Source organism: Oribacterium sp. KHPX15, assembly GCF_900107835.1.
Classification (GTDB): Bacteria; Bacillota; Clostridia; order Lachnospirales; family Lachnospiraceae; genus Oribacterium.
Map to the genome: position 1 here is coordinate 53,916 of NZ_FNRG01000022.1, position 20,039 is coordinate 73,954.

13 protein-coding genes are annotated in these 20,039 nt (G+C 39.1%); 12 read left to right on the forward strand and 1 reads right to left on the reverse strand.

Features of this window, described 5'->3' with window-relative positions:
* The 12 genes from BLV86_RS12580 to BLV86_RS12635 all read left to right on the forward strand — a co-directional run bounded on the left by BLV86_RS12580 (position 1) and on the right by BLV86_RS12635 (position 17,745).
* Positions 1–1,008, forward strand: coding sequence for an ATPase P (locus tag BLV86_RS12580; RefSeq protein ID WP_090817974.1), 1,008 nt, complete (start codon positions 1–3; stop codon positions 1,006–1,008).
* A gap of 263 nt (positions 1,009–1,271) precedes the next feature.
* Positions 1,272–3,089 carry a bifunctional metallophosphatase/5'-nucleotidase gene (locus tag BLV86_RS12585; protein ID WP_090817977.1) on the forward strand — a complete coding sequence of 606 codons (1,818 nt, stop codon included), beginning with the start codon at positions 1,272–1,274 and terminating at the stop codon, positions 3,087–3,089.
* A 67-nt stretch (positions 3,090–3,156) separates the two neighbouring features.
* Entirely contained in the window at positions 3,157–5,340 is a 2,184-nt protein-coding gene (locus BLV86_RS12590) for an NAD-dependent epimerase/dehydratase family protein (protein ID WP_090817980.1), read from the forward strand.
* Between the two features lie 2 nt (positions 5,341–5,342).
* On the forward strand, positions 5,343–6,377 hold the full coding sequence (locus BLV86_RS12595) for a hypothetical protein (protein ID WP_090817983.1): 1,035 nt from the start codon (positions 5,343–5,345) through the stop codon (positions 6,375–6,377).
* A 3-nt stretch (positions 6,378–6,380) separates the two neighbouring features.
* A complete protein-coding gene (locus BLV86_RS12600; protein WP_090817986.1) occupies positions 6,381–8,276 on the forward strand; it encodes a DUF2194 domain-containing protein in 1,896 nt (631 codons plus the stop codon).
* A gap of 61 nt (positions 8,277–8,337) precedes the next feature.
* A complete protein-coding gene (gene pelF, locus BLV86_RS12605; protein ID WP_090817989.1) occupies positions 8,338–9,750 on the forward strand; it encodes a GT4 family glycosyltransferase PelF in 1,413 nt (470 codons plus the stop codon).
* Positions 9,738–11,252 (forward strand): exopolysaccharide Pel transporter PelG, encoded by a 1,515-nt coding sequence (gene pelG / locus BLV86_RS12610; protein WP_090817992.1) that lies wholly within the window; start codon positions 9,738–9,740, stop codon positions 11,250–11,252. The genes pelF and pelG overlap by 13 nt, the downstream gene beginning before the upstream one ends.
* On the forward strand, positions 11,249–13,141 hold the full coding sequence (locus BLV86_RS12615) for a CotH kinase family protein (RefSeq protein WP_090817995.1): 1,893 nt from the start codon (positions 11,249–11,251) through the stop codon (positions 13,139–13,141). The genes pelG and BLV86_RS12615 overlap by 4 nt, the downstream gene beginning before the upstream one ends.
* The gene (locus tag BLV86_RS12620) at positions 13,138–14,883 is read left to right on the forward strand and encodes a CotH kinase family protein (RefSeq protein WP_090817998.1); all 1,746 of its coding nucleotides are present in this window, start codon (positions 13,138–13,140) and stop codon (positions 14,881–14,883) included. Before BLV86_RS12615 ends, BLV86_RS12620 begins: the two co-directional genes overlap by 4 nt.
* 21 nt (positions 14,884–14,904) lie before the next feature.
* Positions 14,905–15,657 (forward strand): polyphosphate polymerase domain-containing protein, encoded by a 753-nt coding sequence (locus tag BLV86_RS12625; protein ID WP_090818001.1) that lies wholly within the window; start codon positions 14,905–14,907, stop codon positions 15,655–15,657.
* The gene (locus BLV86_RS12630; RefSeq protein WP_090818005.1) at positions 15,654–16,337 is read left to right on the forward strand and encodes a DUF4956 domain-containing protein; all 684 of its coding nucleotides are present in this window, start codon (positions 15,654–15,656) and stop codon (positions 16,335–16,337) included. The genes BLV86_RS12625 and BLV86_RS12630 overlap by 4 nt, the downstream gene beginning before the upstream one ends.
* The gene (locus tag BLV86_RS12635; protein ID WP_175456548.1) at positions 16,330–17,745 is read left to right on the forward strand and encodes a DUF4832 domain-containing protein; all 1,416 of its coding nucleotides are present in this window, start codon (positions 16,330–16,332) and stop codon (positions 17,743–17,745) included. Before BLV86_RS12630 ends, BLV86_RS12635 begins: the two co-directional genes overlap by 8 nt.
* A 145-nt stretch (positions 17,746–17,890) precedes the next feature.
* On the opposite strand, the gene BLV86_RS12640 is transcribed toward BLV86_RS12635, so the two are convergent.
* On the reverse strand, positions 17,891–19,633 hold the full coding sequence (locus BLV86_RS12640) for an MATE family efflux transporter (RefSeq protein ID WP_175456549.1): 1,743 nt from the start codon (positions 19,631–19,633) through the stop codon (positions 17,891–17,893).
* Positions 19,634–20,039 lie beyond the last annotated feature (406 nt).

Below are 20,039 nucleotides of genomic sequence, written 5' to 3' on the forward strand. Positions count from 1 at the left end.
ATGTTTTTTACTCCTAAATGTCTCGGAACGACAACATTAACAAAAGAAGAACTGAAAGAAGATAAAGAAAAATGCCTGAAAGTAGGTCCCTGCGGACTTGGTGCTAAGGCACTTTATCTTAACAGTTTCTTTCTGGACAGAGTCTACTATATAAGCTACAAGGATATAAACAGATGCTTCAAACGAGTTGCCATGAGTAAGGGCGGCTTTACCGGAAAAGGTGTTTTCGGAAGTATGCCTTACCTGGTTGTGCAGTATGGCACCGGGCTTGAGAAACAGTGTAATTTCAAGTTTGAAGAAGAAGTTGATATGTTCCTTGAGGAGCTTTCAAAGATCAGACCTGAGATGCCTCTTCACAGCGTGGAAGCTGAATACAAGCTGAGAATGGCTGAAGAAGAGGAGCGGAAGAGATACTTAAAGGAGCTTTCTCCGGAACAGGAAAATTCCGTTAAGGTTTTAAGAGATGCTGAGGAGGTTGTCAAAGCTTATCCTAAGCAGTATACAAAACTGTCTGTAACTGCTAAACAGAAGCGCGTCATCGAACGCATAAGTCCAACCTATCAGAAAGTTGCACTGGTTATCCTGATGCTTTCCATAGCTTCGGCACTGTTTGGTCTTTTTGCCCTTATCAAAGGGCAGGGCCTGGCCATTTACTTTGTGCTTTTTGGTTTCTCCTTCATCTTTATCGTTATTTCCTCAAGGATACTTCCCACAGGAAGAAATAATAAAGCTTATGCGGAGAAAGAATGGGCAGACGCTCTTAAGGATATGTCTGAAACCATGAAGGATACTAAAGACTTCCCGGTTCCGCCTCAGTATGCACATCCTGTAGTTCTGGAGAGAATGATAAGAGTCATAAGAGAGGGCAGGGCTGACAGCGTTAGTGATGCCTTTACCATAATGAAGGAAGACCTTAAGAAGCTGAACAGCGATGTTACTGTTTCTCAAAAAGAATATGACGAAGTGGTCCAGGTTAAACCGATGTTTCTGGTGATGGACTACCAATAAAAGATTTTGTTCAGGGAGAATGCTGATGATGTCAGCATTCTCCCTGTTTTTTACATTTTGAAAAGGAAAGCTGAACTTCCCACATTCAGCAGAAAGCCAAACAGAAAGTTCTTCTTTTATTCCTTTTGTGAAGAATAATTTCTAAATAGAAAATCAAATATTATTATTATAAATATAAAGTCGATAAAATATGTAGCGAGTTAGGCTACATTTCGGCTTTATATTTTTTTTATATATTTTTGATCACAACGAGGTGACGATACATGCTTAAATCCAATTTTAAACGTTCTTTACGTACCTTACTTTCCATAACAACAGCCATGATGCTGATGACCGGCTGTATGGATCAGATACCGGAAATACAGGTCACTCCGGAGGAGACTTCAACAGGAGAAACCAAAACCACAGAAACCACTGCTGCCGGTGTAGAGTCCGGCGGAACTATGGCAGAAGGCAAAGAAGGGGCCGCTGATACCAAAGAACCGGAAAAGAACGGAGAAGTAGTGCTTCTCTTTACAAGTGATGTTCATTGCGGAATGGATAAAGGCTTCGGCTATGCGGGGCTTCAGGATGTGAGAGATAAATTTGATGCTGAAGGCTATACTACCATGCTTATTGATGACGGAGATTTTATTCAGGGAGAAGCAGTGGGAACTCTCACAAAGGGCGAAGATCTCGTAAAGCTTATGAATTCCCTCAATTATGACTTTGCTGTGGTTGGAAATCATGAATTTGATTACGGTATGGATCAGTTCATGAAGATCTCTGAAATGGCAAATTTCCCCCTCATAAGCTGTAACTTCAGAAAAAACGGTGAGCTTGTTTTTGAACCATATGTCGTTAAGGAAATTTGCGGAATAAAAATCGGCTTTGTGGGTGTAACAACCCCCACAACCATCACTACATCAACTCCAAAATTCTTCCAGGATGATAAGGGTGAATATATCTACGATTTCATGCAGGATGACACCGGAGATATGCTCTACGAAGCAGTACAGAAGTCAGTGGATGATGTAAGAGCACAGGGGGCTTCCTATGTATATCTTGTGGGACATCTCGGCATGTATGATGATGTACGTCCATGGACTTATGCAGATGTAATTTCACACACAAGTGGTATAGATGTTTGTTTTGATGGTCATAGTCATGACACTGAACATGTGGTCATGAAGGATAAGGATGGTAAAGACGTACCAAGATTTGGTCTGGGTACAAAGCTCAATGTCATCGGCTACAGCCACCTCAATAAAGATAAGGGCATAGTCGATACCAACGTTTGGAGCTGGGCAAATGATGTTTCTCTGCCTGATCTTCTGGGAATAAAAAATAAGATTTCAAAGGAAATTGATAATGATGATTCAGATGTGAACAAACTTATGGGAAAGGTGGTAGCCCACTCATCCGTAGAACTGACTGTAAACGATCCAAGGGAAAAGGATTCAAAGGGACAGCCTGTAAGAATGGTGCGACGTGCCGAAACAAATCTCGGCGATCTCTGTGCCGATGCTTACAGAGATCAGACAGGAGCTGATATCGGAATCATAAACGGCGGAGGCATCAGAGCCGGGATACAAAAAGGTGATGTTACTTACGGCGACATAATCAATGTAAATCCTTTCGGAGATACCATCGTTGTTATAGAAGCTAAAGGACAGCAGATCATTGATGTTCTTGAATGGGGCGCAAAAAACATTCCTGATGAAGACGGAGGTTTTATACAGGTTTCCGGATTAAGTTACGAAATAGATGCCTCTGTCAAAAGCGGAGCTAAAAAAGATGACAAAGGTATGTGCACGGGATTTGAGGGTAAGCGCCGTGTTAAAAATGTAAAAGTCGGAGATAATCCTATAGATCCTTCCAAGACCTACACCGTGGCCGGCATTAACTACCTTCTTCAGGAAAACGGAAACGGAATAACATCTTTCGACGGCTGCAAGGTAGTACAAAACAACCAGAAACTGGATAATCAAATATTGATAGATTACATTACAGAGACATTAAACGGAGAGATCGGAGACGAGTACAAAGATCCCTATGGGCAGGGAAGGATCGTGATACATGATGAAGGAGAGAATTCATAAGCACATTCAACTGATTCATCTGTAAATCTATCGTCCGTCGAAACAGGTTACTCTAAAAGGTGAGTACATGAAATATATCAAAACAAAAGAAGACTCAACTTCCTGTATCTTGATCGCAGGAAATACCAATTGTCTTGAAACGGAAACACTTAACCATATTGCGGATTATTACAGAGTTGTCATCATTTCTGACGACTCTGATAATGTTGCCCCGATTAAGCTTTCCGCTAAATATTCAAAAAGAATAAAGACCTATAAAGAGGATCTCTCCTCTGATAACTGTAAAAAAATATTTCACGCTTTTTCACCGGACACAGTATGGTATTTTTCAGGTTATACAGATGGGTGTGATGGTCTCAGAGACGAAAACAAGAAATTGTCGGCTCTGATCCATAACTGTTCTGCAATCGGAGTTCAGAAGCTGATTTTTATATCCTCCGTCAGCAGCCTTAACTACTACTACAAGGATACCGTCAACGGCAAAGTGAAGATTTATCTGTCTGAAACCGGATTCGAATGCAGTCAGCTTGAAAATCTTTGCAGATACAGCTCCACAAAAAACTATTTGAAATACATAATCCTGAGAGCTCCTTACCTGTACAGCAAATATAATAATACTAAAAACTATCTGGGCAGTCTCTTCAGCAGGATGGAAGAGATCGAACCTATAGTTTTTCCTTATGATGCCTCCGGAAAGGTTGATTTTCTTTCTGTTCGCGACATTACAGAGCTTTTAATGTTTATAACCGAGGAAACCCTGGATGATGCAGGAACCTACACATTAACCTCGGATTCAGGACTTACTTATCAATCATTTGCAGAATTACTTAAAAAATGTGAACCTTCAACACAGGCAAGCTTTTCCGAAGGAAAGCCCTGCGTTTTGGAGCTTGATGAGAAAAACGAAAACAGAAATATAAGAAAAGAGTATGGTTTCATCCCTTTGGATAACATTGTAGAAAACCTGAATGACTTCTATAAGATATACATTCAAGGACTGAATAAAGAAGTAAATATTCTTGAAAAACTTTTGGAGAGGATGCCTAAGCTTCCGCACATAGCATTGGCAGTTACCGAAACACTGGTTCTGTTTGTCATCATCCAGCTGCTTTTACCTTATACTTCAGATAATACGCTTTTTAAATATGTGGATCTGAGACTTTTCTTCGTAGTCATACTGGGTGTTACCTACGGAATGATACCGGGAATGCTTGCGGGACTTCTGATGTGTTTTTCATTGATATACTCTTATTCTCAGATAGGGATCACGATCAAGATGCTTTTTTACAATATGGACTACTGGCTTCCCTTCGCCATTTATCTGATGACCGGAGCCATTACGGGCTATCTTGTAAGTACAAAGGATCAGAAACTGAAATTTGCTGAGGATGAGGCAATTTCCCTTCACAACAAATACTCCTTCCTGAATGATGTTTATATGTCAGTCATAAACAACAAGGAAGAGTACAAACGTCAGATACTTGGTTATCAGGACAGTTTCGGAAAGATATTCGAAGCAGTTCACAGTCTGGACAGTTCAGTACCTGAGAAGATCTTTATGAACAGCATTGAAACTCTGGAAAATATCCTGGACAACCACACTATAGCAATTTATACCCTGGATAAATTCCAGAGATACGGAAGACTGGTGGCATGTTCAAGAGAGCTTCTGACGGATCAGCCTAAATCTCTGAATATTGAACAGATAAGTGATGTTTATGAGGTGATCAAAAACCGTGGGACCTGGAAAAACATTGATTTCAAAGAGGAGCTTCCCACCTATGCCTACGGAATCCTGGATGAGGGAAAAGTCCGTATCATGATTTGTATTTATAAAGCTTCACAAATGCAGATGGGGCTTTACTACATGAATCTTTTCACCATCATCTGCCATCTTATAAGATTCTCCTTTATAAGAGCACTGAGATACCAGACTCTTATGGAAGAAAACAAATACTTTGAGAATACCGGAATCCTTAAGCCTGAGTTTTTCATATCCGAGCTTAAAGCCCAAAGGAATATGGCGGATAAGGGCATCGCAAGTCATGTGCTATTGAAGCTGCATTCCTTCAACATTGTTGAAACCGATAAAAAGCTGGGACATCTCATACGTCATACCGATTCCCTGGGAATAGGAGAGGATGGAAAATATTATCTTCTGATGAGACAGATCAATCCCAATGTATTCAAGATCATAGATCAGCGTCTCAGGGAAAATGGTATCGAGTTTACAGTTGTGGAAGGAGTGTGAGCATGATCCTTTTAATGATTTTATTTACACTTCATTACCTCATCTGTTTAGCTTTGTTTATCCTTATGAAGCTCAGAAGACTCCATCACAGCTACGTTAACCTTTTTATAGCTGTTTTTATCCCTATATTCGGTCTTATCTTTATGCTGGCGAAAAAATCTTCTGATATACGAAGTGACAGAACCGCCTTTGATATTGATCTGGAAGTAAAGCCTGATGACGATGAAAAAATCCTGAACGCTTCATCAGATTTGAAATTTGAAGATGCTGACGACGAAGAAGATTCTTCAAAACCGGAAGCTGCAGAAGATGCTACACGTTCATCCGGCGGCGACACAATGATGGATGTAATAAGTGATATAAAAAAGAGTATCGTTATAAGTGATGACAGCGCAGCAGGAAATGTTGTTCCGCTTTCGGAAGCCCTTGCCATAAATGATACAAAAACCAAGAGAGCTCTTATCATCGATCTCCTTTACTCGAATCCGACTGATTTTGTCCAGCAGCTTTTCTATGCAAAATCAAACGGTGACACTGAGGTTGTACACTATGCAGCAACGGCACTTACCGAAATACAAAAAGATTTTGACCTTAAGTTAAACGATCTTTTAAACAAAAAAGCCTTGTATCCCGATGATCATAAACTTGATCTGGATTACATGAACCTGCTTGAAAAATACATTGCAAGCGGACTTCTCAGCGGTGAGAGACTGAAGAGTAATCTGAGAAAATTCTCCGATCTCATAGCTGGTGAGCTGATGAAGGATAATGTCAAGGGACGATGGTCACTCATAAACAAAAAAGCCAATGCAGATCTTCAGTTACAGGACCTTAAGGCTTTATATGAAGACATCGATTACATGACCAAACGATGGCCTGAAAGAGAAGGAATCTACATCTATTTACTTCACTGGGCCATATTGAAAAAGAACAGAACTCTTATCAATGACATAATAAGTCAGATAAAAAAGAAAGTTGAATACATTCCGGAAGAACTCAGAGATCTGATGGATTTCTGGGATGAGAAGGCCTGTTAGAAAATGGATAATGAGAATATCAACCACAAACATAAAAGAAGGAATACTATACTGGCCAAAGCCGGCTTCGACGGTCTCTACATTATAGGGGCCGTGTTTTGCCTTGCCATGGCTGCACTTGTACTTCTCCAGATGAATATCCAATACAGTATAAGACCTGACAGACTCAGCATAATGTCAAAGGAGGAGCTGTCACGTATCAAGACCACAGAGAATGCCACAGGTGTTGTTAAAGCTTCCGGTGACGGAAGGGTGCTTGTGGTTTTTGAAGATGTAGATGATCAAAGTAATGTATCTAAAACTCTCTGGATTCCACTGCTAAATCAGATGAAAATACCATATGACGCATTAGATATCACTGATTTCAGAGCAGATTCTCTGAAAACTTACGATAAACTTGTTTTAGCCATTACAAATTACCAGAAATTAATGGGTGACCTTGAAATAATTAAAAAGTGGGTAGCTAATGGTGGCAATATGATGATTGCATACCCACCTTCTTTCTCCGGAGAATACTCTAATTTATTTAGCATACTTGGAGTTAAGGACTGTGGTGGGTCTAATGCATTAGTAGAATGCCTCCATTTCCCAATTGATTTTATGATAGGAGGAACGAAACATGATTTTCCCATAACAGATCCATATGATGCTTCTATGAGCTATTCTCTTGAAGATGATTGTACTGTCTACCTGGAAACCAGTGAAAAATATCCAACCCCACTTATCTGGCGAAGAAATTATGGAAAAGGGTCTGTGGTTGTCGACAATTTCGGGTACCTGGAGAAAGCTTACAGAGGAATACACAGTTCAGCATTCAGTCTTCTTGGAGATTACTGTGCATATCCTGTTATTAACGGAGCTGTTTTTTATATTGACGATTTTCCTTCTCCTGTCCCTGAAGGAGACAACACCTATATTAAAAGAGATTACAATATCCCCGTTGGTGATTTTTATATGCAGATATGGTGGAATGACTTATACAAGATGGCTAAGCAATACGGCATCGACTATACAGGACTTGTAATAGAGGATTATTCAGATGTTGTAAGTGGTGCCTTTCCGAGAAATTATGAAACCTCACAATTTTTATATTATGGAAACATGCTTTTGGACGAAGGCGGAGAGATTGGAATTCACGGTTATAACCATATGCCTCTGGTTCTCGAAAACTTTGATTACCAAGATAAGTATGACAGTTATGTACCTTGGCCAACAACGAATGATATTAAAAAATCACTTCGAGAAGTATTTGACTTTACACATAAACTGTTTCCTAATGAGGAACTGAATGTCTATGTACCTCCTTCTAACATTCTATCCAAAGAAGGTCGCCAAATATTGAGTGAAGAAACCACTACACGATGCATTGCATCTATTTATTTTCCAGGAGAAATGTGTTTTGAACAGGAATTTGATATATCTGAAGACGGAATGATAAATGCTCCGCGTGTAACCTCAGGATGTATCATTGATGATTACATGAAAATAGCGGCTCTTTCTGAACTTAATTTTCATCTTGTCAATTCGCATTTTCATCATCCGGATGATGTACTTGATGAAGACAGAGGTGCAAAACTCGGATGGAAAACGCTTCATAACAATCTCCTTGAGTATTTTGGATGGTTATACACAAGCTGTCCAGCCATAAGAAATCTTACAGGCACAGAGCTGTCTGGAGCCATAGAGCGTTATGATCTTATAAAGGTCAATCGCGAATATACAGGCACTGACATTAACCTTAACTTCAGCAGCTTCTACGATGAAGCATGGATGCTTGTAAGGATCAATAATGGAAAGAGTATACATTCAATAGTTCATGGAAACTATACGAAAGTAGCTGAAAATCTGTATCTTGTGGAATGCACAGGAGACAATGTTGATATAAAACTGACTTCATAAATCATAAGCCCCACAGGGTGTGCCGAAAAATAGGACTTATATTTTAAAACAGAGGTGGAACGTGAGAATCTGTGTAATCCTGGAAGGATGTTATCCATATGTTACAGGAGGTGTATCTACCTGGATACATCAGTATATGTCTGCCATGCCTCAGCATGAATTTGTCATATGGGCCATAGGTGCCGACGCCTCCATGAAAGGTAAATATAAATATACTTTGCCGGAAAACGTGGTGGAAATACATGAAGTATTTTTAAATGATGCCCTTACCCAAAAGGGTATTCCGAAAAGATATAAGTTTTCAAAGCAGGAGATAGCAACACTCCGCGCTTTCGTAAACTGTGCTTCACCGGACTGGGATCTTTTATTTAAGATGTACTCCCAGGACAGGATAGACCCCATTTCTTTCCTTATGAGCGAAGAGTTTCTGGATATACTTATAAATCTTTGCGAAGATGAGTATCCATATACGGCATTTTCTGATTTTTTCCACACAGTAAGGTCAATGTTCCTGCCGGTACTGTATCTTCTCAGCATGGAAGCGCCGAAAGCAGATCTTTTTCATTCCATAGCCACAGGCTACGGCGGTCTTCTGGCGAGACTCGGAAGCTATAAATATACCGTTCCTTATATGATAACCGAGCATGGGATTTACACAAGAGAGAGAGAAGAGGAGATAATCCGTGCCAAGTGGGTTATACCGGCCTTTAAAAAGCTCTGGGTAAAGTTTTTTTACATGCTTTCGGAATGTGCCTACAGTAAGGCTTCCATGGTCACAAGTCTTTACTCGGACGCAAGAAAAATACAGATAGAAATGGGCTGCGACCCGGATAAATGTGTATTCATAGGAAACGGAATTCATTATGAAAGATTCAAAGACATCCCCATGAAGGAACCTTCAGAGCATATCGATATGGGTGCCGTTCTACGTATTGCCCCCATAAAGGATGTCAAAACCATGATATATGCTTTTGCCGGAGCCAAAGAAAGGGTTCCCAACGCAAGACTGTTTATTGCGGGTCCCGAAGATGATAAGCAGTATGCAAAGGAATGCTATGATCTGGTAGATCTTCTGGAGGTTGATGATGTTTATTTCATGGGACCTATCAATGTTGTAAAGCATCTGGGAGATTTTGATTTCACAATTCTATCCAGTGTTTCGGAAGGTATGCCTCTTTCAGTGCTTGAATCCTTCGCTGCAGGAAGACCCTGTGTCACAACAGATGTGGGCAGCTGCAAGGAGCTTCTGGCAGGATCTCCCGAAGACGATTTCGGCATGGCGGGAATCTGTGTTCCTCCCATGGATATTCCGGAACTCACAAATGCACTTATACAAATGTGTTTAAAACCCGAAGCCCGATATCAAATGGGTATAGCAGGAAGAAACAGAGTTGCAAAGTTTTTTCTCCACGACGATATGATAAGAAAATATCAGAATGTTTACGATGAGGTATTTAAAAGATGGCAGGGATAGGCTTTAGTTTAAAAAAGCTTTTCAGTAAAAAAGGAATATTCAATCTTTGCAAGGCTTATGGTTACTCAGGTATAGTAACCATTGGTCCCATGCTGCTGGGCATTATTTTTCTTTCAGGAATATCCATGTTATCACAGAGTATAGGACTCAGCGATTACAAAAGACATATTTTAAACTGTGCCCTGACCTATAGTCTGATGTTTGCATTCTTTATAACCTCAATCTTTGATATGGTTGTAACAAGATATGTTTCCGACAGGCTTTATGAAGGCAAAAATGAAATGGTTATGCCTTCCTTTTACGGAGCCGTATCCATAGAACTGGTTATCTGTCTTATCACATATACACCTATATTGATAGTTTCTGTGGAAAATTTCCTGCAACTGATTTTATGCCTTTGGTTTGCCATGATACTCATGGTGGTCTGGACAGAAATGATCTTCATAACAGCCCTAAAGGATTTCAGTTCCATCGTTATTTCCTTTACCATCTCACTTATGTCAGGCTTTTTACTAGCGCTGATACTGATTGTTCTCGGAATGGCAAGTATGGAAGGGTTTTTACTTTCTGTGACTGTTGCCTACGGAATACTTGCAACAAGAATGTATATGCTAATGCTTGATTATTTTCCGAAAAGTTCAAGAAGCTATTACTCATTTCTTAGATACATTGATAAATACCCTGAACTCCTTGCATCAGGATTTCTTATGAAGGTGGGGCTTCTAGGTCATGTTTTAGTAATGTATTTCGGTCCTCTTAATGTTCAATACAGAGGCCTGTTTTACGGAGCTCCCGAATATGAGGTGCCGGCTCTTATAGCCTTTGCTTCGATCCTTATATCCACCATTAACTTTGTGGTTTCCGTGGAGGTGAATTTCTATCCAAAGTACAGCAACTACTATGGACTTTTTGCTTATAAAGGTGCCATCAAAGATATAAAACTGGCAGAAAAGGACATGCTGAGAGTACTCTCCAGAGAGCTTGCCTATCTTGCCAGTAAACAAGTATTTACCACGATTATATTTATAGTCGCAGGCACTCCCCTTGTTGAGTATTTATTCCCGGGAGTAAGCTCTCTATCCCTTGCCATTTATAAGATACTGTGCGTGGGTTACGGAGTTTATGCCGTAGCAAATGCCGTTCATCTTATCGAACTGTATTTTGATGATTACACCGGAGCATTTATAGGCTCATTACTTTTTGCAGGTATAAGCGTTGCCGTAACCACATGGCAAATCCTCTATGGTAATGAACAGTTTTATGGTATGGGATTTTTTTCAGGTGTTATCGTATTCTATTTTTATATAATTACAAGACTAAACTGGTACTCCAGAAAACTTCCTTATTTTCTTCTTTCAAAACAGAATCTTATTCAGGCAGAGGAAAAAGGGTTTTTCGTTAAACTGAGCAAAATACTGGAGGCTATACAATCAAGAGAGACTTTTAAAGATAAACCTAACGACTATATCAATAATACTATAAGAGGAGGTACAAAACAGTGATAAAAAAAATCACACACAATTTCTTTGTCTTCCTCATTTGTATATTTATACTATCTGCATGTTCGATACAGAATAAATCCTCGGTTAAAGAAACGACCACTGCCATAACAGAGCCATTTTTTTATACTGAAAAGACAACTGATAAATCCACAGAAGAATTTGAACCCATAAAAAAGGCTGACAATTCCGATGAACACCTCTATGACAACAAAGAACTGTACAAAAACCAGGATGATTATTCCGTCATCACAATGTATCTTACCGTCAGCAAAGGTAATACCGGTGACAGTAGTTATCATACCTGGGCTGAAGTAAACGCATTTTCAGCATATGACTATGTTAAAGCCTGCAATATAGATCGTTATAAAGTTGAAGGTTTACTACAAATTGATGAAACCGGAAATGGTATAGCAGAGAACTCTTTCGGTTACGGAGAAACAACCCCCAATGTTTCTGTTCAGGTAAGAGGACAATCTTCATCATTAGGGAAACAAAAAAACTATAAGATCCGAATTAAAGATGGTAAAGGTAAATTCAGAGAGCAGAGAACTCTAAATCTTAATAAACACATGTCTGATGGTTATCGCTTTACAAATAAACTCTGCTATGATCTTGCAAACAGCATACCGGAAGTAATAGCAGGCAGAACTCAGTTCGTCCATTTATATGTGAAAGATACTACAGGTACAAATAATTCCAAATTAGATATTGCATCAAATTCAAACCTTGTTAACGAAAGCTTAATTACATCTGATCACCCATCTGATTTTATAGACTATGGTTTATATACAATGGTAGAGCAAGTAAATCGGACTTATCTGAAAAATCACGGTTTTGATGAAAATGGACAGTTATACAAAGTATCATTTTTTGAATGGAGTATTCAGGAAGAACTTATGTTGGATCAGGATGACCCATTATTTGACCAGGCAAAATTTGATTCATTTCTGGAATCCAAAATCAACAATAACCACAAGAACCTCCAACAGACATTGACTGAAATTAATAATTATTCCATACCAATAGATCAGATTATAAAAGAACATTTTGATATCGAAAACCTTATATATTATTTAGCATTTAATATTATTAATGGTAATGCTGATGTAAGTGTTCGTAACCATTTCTTATACAGTCCATTGAATTCAGAAAAGATATACTTTCTATGTTGGGATATGGACAGTTCAATGCAAAATAATTTCTGGGAGTATTTAAAATATACCGAAGGTAAATCCTGGGAACAGGGCATGACGAAATTCCTGGATAATATACTAATTAACAGGATGATGAAAGAAAAAAAATACAGAGATATGCTCGATGATGCTGTTGATGATCTGTATCTACACTACTGTACTCCTGACATTGTCAAATCACGTGCACTAAAATATGCAGAAATTGTTAAGCCATTTCTATTTTCAATACCAGATATACGTCATTCTGAAATAAAAACCACAGAAGAATATGATGAACTGGTTTCACGGTTTGATAAAGAAGTAGAAGCTAATTACAATACATACAAGCAATCATTATTGTGGCCCTGGCCTTTTTTTATAGATCTCCCTGTTATAGGCAAGGACTCGACAACATTATCATGGTCAAGATCTTATAATTACGGAGAAGATGTAACTTACGATTATATTCTTTCAACCGATATTAACTTTGAGAATGTAGTGGATAAAGGACATAACCTTTCATCAACTGCCGCAACAACAAAAATTCTGGCACCCGGCACCTATTACCTTAGAGTTACTGCTACGGGTAAATCCGGATATACAACAGATTCTTTTGACTATTGTGTCAAAAATAATGGAGGAAAACAATATGGTTGCTATTGTTTTTCAGTCAACGAAGATGGCTCCGTAAGTCGAATTGAAGAGGAACAACTATGATGAAAAAAAACGACCTGATTAATAATGTATTTTTTATCATATGTTTAATAATGTCAGTACTGCCATTATCAGCATGCAACAAATATAACCAATCCTATGATAAAGCCCCTGTGGATAAATTAATGACACCCACAGATAAGCAAGATCTTTATGTGACACCCATGACAGAACCGGTACTTTATTTAACCGTGGGTTTTAATTCTAAATCAAATTATACAAGTTATTATTCTTGGAAAGATATACATAGCCATGATCTTTCATGGTATGAGACTAATGAAATAAATATTCCATATTGCGAAGCACTTGTTCAGTTTGGAAATGACGAAGGACCTGTACCCACAGGCTTTGGATATGGATACTTCTCCCCAAATGCCACTGTCAGGCTTATAGGGCAAAAAGCCTCAAAAAGACCTCAAAAGAGTTATAAAGTAAAAATAAACTCCGGAAGAGGAAATATCTCCGGTATAAAGAATTTCAACCTTAATAAAAGTTTCGGGGATCCATTTCGTTTCCTGAATAAGCTTTCTTACGACCTTATGACCGAGATAGACCCTCTGTTATCCACCAGAAGCAGTTTTGTGCATCTGTACGTAAAAGACAAGTCCCTGGGTGATGACCAGCTTTTCGTTGACTATGGTCTTTATACAATGACTGAATCAATAAACAAACGCTATCTTTCCAACAGAGAACTTGACAGCACAGGTGAGCTTTACGAGATTGAAAATTTTGATTTCAGAAGACACGAGGATGTAATTATGCAGCCTACGGATTCCAGATTTAATCAAAAAGAATTCGAGAAGCTTCTGGAAGCTGAGGGCAGCAATGATTATTCAAAGCTCATCAAAATGCTTGACGATTTAAATGATGATTCAAAAGACATCGAAAATATTGTGAAAACCTATTTCGATGAAGATAATCTTTACAGTTTTATGGCCTTCAATATCCTCATGGATAATAAAGATACGGATACCGAAAATTTTTATCTCTACAGTCCAATGGGATTTGATAAATTCTATATAATTCCGGTAGATATGGATGGCTCCTTAAGAGAAAAATATGAAATTCTTCGAAATTCAGATTACTCCGCCGGTTGGAAGAAGGGTATTTATCTTTATACAGACTCTTTGCTGTTTTCAAAAATATTAAGGAATCAAAACTGTGTAAGTAAGCTTAATGGATACATAAACAATCTACATGAAACTGTACTTAGTCCGAATAATGTTTCCGAAAAAGCATCTCAACTTGCAAAGGAAGTCAAACCCTACCTTTATTCCCTTCCGGATATAAGATTCGCAAGAGTAACAGAAGAGGATTATGACAAACTTGTATCAGAAATATCTGCCCAAATGGAAGAGAATTATTATTCCCACTATGATTCAATCCTAACTCCTTGGCCCTTTCACATAAATGAGCCCACAGTTAAAGACGGTAATATAGTTCTAAACTGGGAAGACTCTTTTATACTCAATGGTCAGGTAAGCTATGATGTGATATTATCCGACACCTGGAGTTTTAAAAAGGTTCTTATGGACAAGAAAAATCTAACACAGACAACCCTTGATATAGGTTCACTTGTCCCCGGACAGTATTTCCTTAAAGTCGTTGCAAAGTCTGATAATGGTTACGATCTTCAGCAGGAAGCATATGAGTACTACAATACAGAAACCAAAAAGACCATTCATGGTGTTATGTGTTTTTATGTCAAAGACGATGGAACTGTTACAAAGCTAACTTATAAGTAATACAGTACCAGGAGGATACAAATGGCCGAACAAAAACGAGTATTCAGAAATGAATGGAAATATGTAATATCCCGAAGCCAAAGTCTGATGTTAAAAAACAGACTGGAACCATTTCTGAAACTGGATTCCCATGCAGGTCCTAATGGCTATGAAATACGGAGTCTTTACTTCGATGATCATTATAACTCAGCCTATCAGGAAAAACTAATGGGCGTTTTCTACAGAAAAAAATGGCGTATCAGGATATACAATTACAGTGATTCAAAGATCTCATTGGAAAGAAAACTGAAAAACGGAAATTACATCTTTAAGGAAGCAGCCGACCTTACCCGTCAGGAAGTCGAGATGATCCTGAACGGAGATTATGGATTTCTTCTAAATAAAGAATCCAATCTTTGTAAAGAATTCTACCTGGAACTCATGACAAAACTTCTGAGACCAAAGGTCATCGTCGACTATAACCGTATTCCTTTGATACAGGAAGAGGGAACTGTACGTATAACCTTTGACAGCGAGATTGCTGCCGCAGTGGGAGGTTTCGATATATTTGATGAAAGTCTTCCCAAAATTCCGGCTATTGAGCCTGAAACAGAAGTATTGGAAGTTAAATACACTGAATTTTTACCCATGTTAATAAAAGAGCTGATACCCACTGACGGGCTGGAGTTTGTCGCTTTTTCAAAGTATGTCGGCTGTTATGAAGCAGCTCATCATATCACTGATGTAACGGCGGGAATAAGTAAAACAAATATCGGTTGGAGGAACCAAATATGAATGCAGGTGATTATTTTAAAAAATCCGTTATAGAAACCTTTACGGCAAGGAACGGGCTTAATCTTGATTTTATCATCAGTACGGTAATAGCTCTCACCATAGCCATACTCTTAGGCTTTTTAATACAGTTTCTGTATAAAAAATACTACGGAGGAGTGGTTTATTCCTCATCCTTCGCCATGACACTTGTAGGTATGACTATTCTGACCTGTTCCCTGACACTGGCCATAAGCAGTAACATTGTTATATCACTTGGTATGGTGGGTGCCCTTTCCATTGTAAGATACAGAACAGCTATAAAGGATCCCATGGATCTTCTTTATCTTTTCTGGTCCATTTCAATCGGCATTATAGTGGCCGCCCAGATCTATCCCCTTGCCGCCATCACTATGATAGTAATGTACATACTTGTAAAAAGATTCTATGCTCTAAAGAAAAATGGTATGATTTACATTCTGGTTATACATTATGAAGGAGATGTTACAGGGGCAAAAATAATGAAACTTCTAGGTAGCCAGCATTACCAGATAAAGTCAAAAACCATGAGGAAGGAAAATGTTGAACTGACTGTTGAATTCAGAAACAAACATGACAATCTTGTTGTTGCTGACATGATAAATGAGATTTCAGGTGTAAAAGATGTGAATCTAATTCAGTATAATGGTGAATATAATGGCTAAACATAAACGTTTGATTCAATACATCAAGATTCTGGTTCTTGCAACAGCTATTTGTCTTTTGATGTTTTATATCAAGTCCAAATCAAACTATAACATAAATGCGACTTTTTCATCCGACAATACCCTGTACGATAATCCTCTTATAGGCTTTGCTCCAATGGCAGATGAGCCGGATTTATGTGAAAACTCAAAATTTGTATATATTAAATTAACTTGGGCTGATTGGGAACCAGAAGAAGGGCATTACAATATTGAGGGATTGGAGGAGATGTACAACATACAAAAATGGAAGTCCGAACATAAGCATGCCGTTCTAAGATTAATATGTGACATACCAGGATTAGAATCCCACATGGATATACCTGAATGGCTTTATTCCAAAACACCAACAGGTACTTTTTATGACACCAAAATGGGAAAAGGTTATTCTCCCGACTATTCAGACGCTGTTTTCAGAGAATATCATCGGAAAGCCCTGGAAGCTCTGGCAGAATACTGTAACCGGGATCATTTCGTATCCTTTGTTCAACTTGGCAGCCTTGGGCACTGGGGGGAGTGGCATGCAAAGGGAAATGACGGTGAACACCTTATGCCGGGACAAGATGTCTGTTCTGAGTATGCCGGCCTCTACTCAGAACTTTTCACCAATTCAATTTGCATGACAAGACGCAACTATGATTTTGCCATTGACTTGGATATGGGAGTTTTTAATGACATGGTTGGTCATAGCGAAGATACTGCAGAATGGCTTGATTGGTTAAACAATGGTGGTACCCAGAATACATCCGGTCAGGAGCTAAATTTTAAACCGTTTTCTACAATAGGACTGACACGTCCTGTGGGCGGAGAGTTTACCAGCAGTGTCCCCATGGAAGAAATATTAGGCAATGGACTCGGAGATGTTCTTCAATATGTAACAACTTCAAGAATGACATTCATTGGTCCTAAGGTTCCTGATTTTACAGATAAAGTAAATTTTGCAGCATGTGATTCAATACTGAGAAGAATGGGATATCGCATTTATCTTTCAAGGCTTAAAATGCTTTACAACTATTCCTCCAACACACTTAATATGTCTCTCTCATTCAGGAACTCAGGGAATGCCGGTTTCTATTTTGACTGGCCTGTAACCATGGTAATCTTTGACAAAGACAAGAACAGAGTTTTCTGGCAGGGACTTGACCTTGATCTGAGAACACTTAGTAAGGATGATGACGTGACCACCACAGTATCTGTTCCTTTCTCTGATAAGATAAGTGACGAGTTTTATGTAGGAATCCATGTGACGGATTACGATGGTACGGATAATGTAACGCTTGCCCAATTCCCTGCAGAAGATATCACTTATATTGATGACGTTCAGATAGTTTATCATTACCCTGATGATAATGATAAAGCGAAAGAATAAGAGCAGCATCCCTAACTCCAACCGTGCTGTTCATATAAAAAGGCGAATGTATCAGTTCAAGCTGATGCATCCGCCTTTTCTCATTATCTGTTGTCGATCAGCAGTTTCGTGAACCTCTGATTCTTTTATAAACTATGTATTGCCTTTACTTCTTCTGGATTTTTATCATAGTACTGTTTATGCCCATGGCGCGATTGTAGGTTATCTCATCGGCGATCTTGTTCAGGACGTAGGCATTATCAAAGGCATAATCGAAGTTTTCGTCAACGATTGTGGGGTTAAATTCTCTTCCGGTGTCATGTATGGTAATGATAATGTCATCGCCTTCCTCGCGGAGCACCACGTCAATCATATCGCTGCTTCCGGTGTTTCCCGCCGTGATACCGGTAAGCATTTCCTCAATGGCGAGGCAGGTCTTCATGGCTGTGACATCATCAGTCCTTTCACTCACCCAGTCGCTGGCTTCTTTTGAAAGACTTACAACCTCATCCAGATTCATGGCTACAGTAAACTCAAACCGTCTGTCATCGGTTTTCTTGGGAAGCATGAAAGAGTATTTCTTATGATTTACCAATGAATCTTCCCTCATCACCATAAACAGTATCTGAAGCGGCACCAGTATCTCTATGAAGAGAAATCCCATATACAAACCATCAACACCCCAAAAAGGAGCAAATATGCCCATCATCACTATAGGCAGTACAAGTCCCTCCATGATAGTGATGATATGAGAGTAGGTAAAATGTTTAACCGCCTGGAAATAATGTACCATGATGATACAAAATGCCATTCCCATAAACGACAATGCTGAAATGCGGATAGCCTTTATGCACTCAGCTGCCGTCTGAGGATCCGAAACATTGAAAAGCATAAGTATGATCTGAGGTGCAAGCTCCAGAATGAAGCAGAGAGCAAGAGCTCCTGCCAATGCTGCCTTTATGGATTTAAACAGCATTTTCCTCACTCTGTCATAATCACCGTTCTGTACCTGAATGGTAACTAAAGGCACCAGTGTCTGAGCGATACCGAGAGCCAGTGTAAAGAACACATAGATACAGTTATTGAAAATACTGAATACCTGAAGACCTCTGCTTCCTCCGTAGGCTGCAACTATCATATTGAGAATATGGACTCTCAAAGTGATCATGAGAAGATAAGAGGACTCCGGAAATCCCTTCAGAGTGATGTCGTGAAGATGTGAAAGCATGGCCTTCTTGGACATTTTCACAAGCACCAGCTGACGGTCCTTGCTAAAAAAGTATCTCATCATATACATGAGTCCGGAAAAGTACCCGATAATGGTAGCAAATGCTGCACCGGAAAGTCCCATTCCCATAACCTTTATAAGCACCACATTCATGACCATGTTGATGACATTGGAAATAACTACTGCATGAAATGCCATTTTATGTTTTCCGTCAGCTGTTGCAAAATATGCAAGTGACATCATCAAACATACAAGGGGCATTCCCAACACCAGGACACTGAGATAATCCAGAACATCTTTAACATAGGATGATTCCGGACTCAAAAGCTCGGCGAACTGTTCACAAAAGATGCGTCCGAAGAATGCCAGAAAAATTCCCAGCAGCGTTATGAACACTATGGAAACAGTAAAAGTCTCATCGGCTTTTTTCTTTTCATGGTCTGCCATATGGTTCAGGGCCAGCGTACTGCCGCCAAGTCCCAGCATCAGATAAACCATACTCACAAATGTCATAACCGGGAAACACAACTCCACCGCAGGCAGCTTTTCAATCCCCAAAAAGTGGCTGATAAAAACCGAGTCCACAAAAAAAGCTATGTTGTTGGCAACTGTCATCACAAGCAACGAAAACAAAAACGACTTGTATCCGGCAGACAGCAACTGATACTTCTGATTATTCAAATGTATAACCTCCCGCAGTATGTTATTTTTCATACCGCCACAATTTAAATAAGATATATCTTAAACCTATATATCATATTCCAATCATTATAACTCACTTAGGGTCATTACGTAAAATTAAGATTACAATGCAAGCAATATTTGCCGTTTTGAAACGAAAATCTGTACTTTTAATCAGTTTGTCATAACAGTTCAGTCGGTGGACCAGGGGGACGGGGTTGGTGGTCCACCGACTGAACTGTTACCGCTTGTCGAGAATTATTTCAGAAAAAAATAATCAGAACTTGACACATCTCCATTGCTTTGCTAAGATCCTGTCTTTGACAGTACAAGTGTCTATTAAGTCTTGGGATTGGCTCTATGAGCCAGTTCCAAGACTTTTCTTGATTTTCGCGAAGTGCGTAAT

Excerpts from the sequence above, each read along its gene's own strand:
- BLV86_RS12600 (WP_090817986.1), top strand. The coding sequence starts at position 6,381 with ATGGATAATGAGAATATCAACCACAAACATAAAAGAAGGAATACTATA.
- BLV86_RS12580 (WP_090817974.1), top strand. The coding sequence starts at position 1 with ATGTTTTTTACTCCTAAATGTCTCGGAACGACAACATTAACAAAAGAA.
- pelG (WP_090817992.1), top strand. The coding sequence starts at position 9,738 with ATGGCAGGGATAGGCTTTAGTTTAAAAAAGCTTTTCAGTAAAAAAGGA.
- BLV86_RS12635 (WP_175456548.1), top strand. The coding sequence starts at position 16,330 with ATGGCTAAACATAAACGTTTGATTCAATACATCAAGATTCTGGTTCTT.
- BLV86_RS12595 (WP_090817983.1), top strand. The coding sequence starts at position 5,343 with ATGATCCTTTTAATGATTTTATTTACACTTCATTACCTCATCTGTTTA.
- BLV86_RS12590 (WP_090817980.1), top strand. The coding sequence starts at position 3,157 with ATGAAATATATCAAAACAAAAGAAGACTCAACTTCCTGTATCTTGATC.
- BLV86_RS12620 (WP_090817998.1), top strand. The coding sequence starts at position 13,138 with ATGATGAAAAAAAACGACCTGATTAATAATGTATTTTTTATCATATGT.
- BLV86_RS12585 (WP_090817977.1), top strand. The coding sequence starts at position 1,272 with ATGCTTAAATCCAATTTTAAACGTTCTTTACGTACCTTACTTTCCATA.
- BLV86_RS12630 (WP_090818005.1), top strand. The coding sequence starts at position 15,654 with ATGAATGCAGGTGATTATTTTAAAAAATCCGTTATAGAAACCTTTACG.
- BLV86_RS12625 (WP_090818001.1), top strand. The coding sequence starts at position 14,905 with ATGGCCGAACAAAAACGAGTATTCAGAAATGAATGGAAATATGTAATA.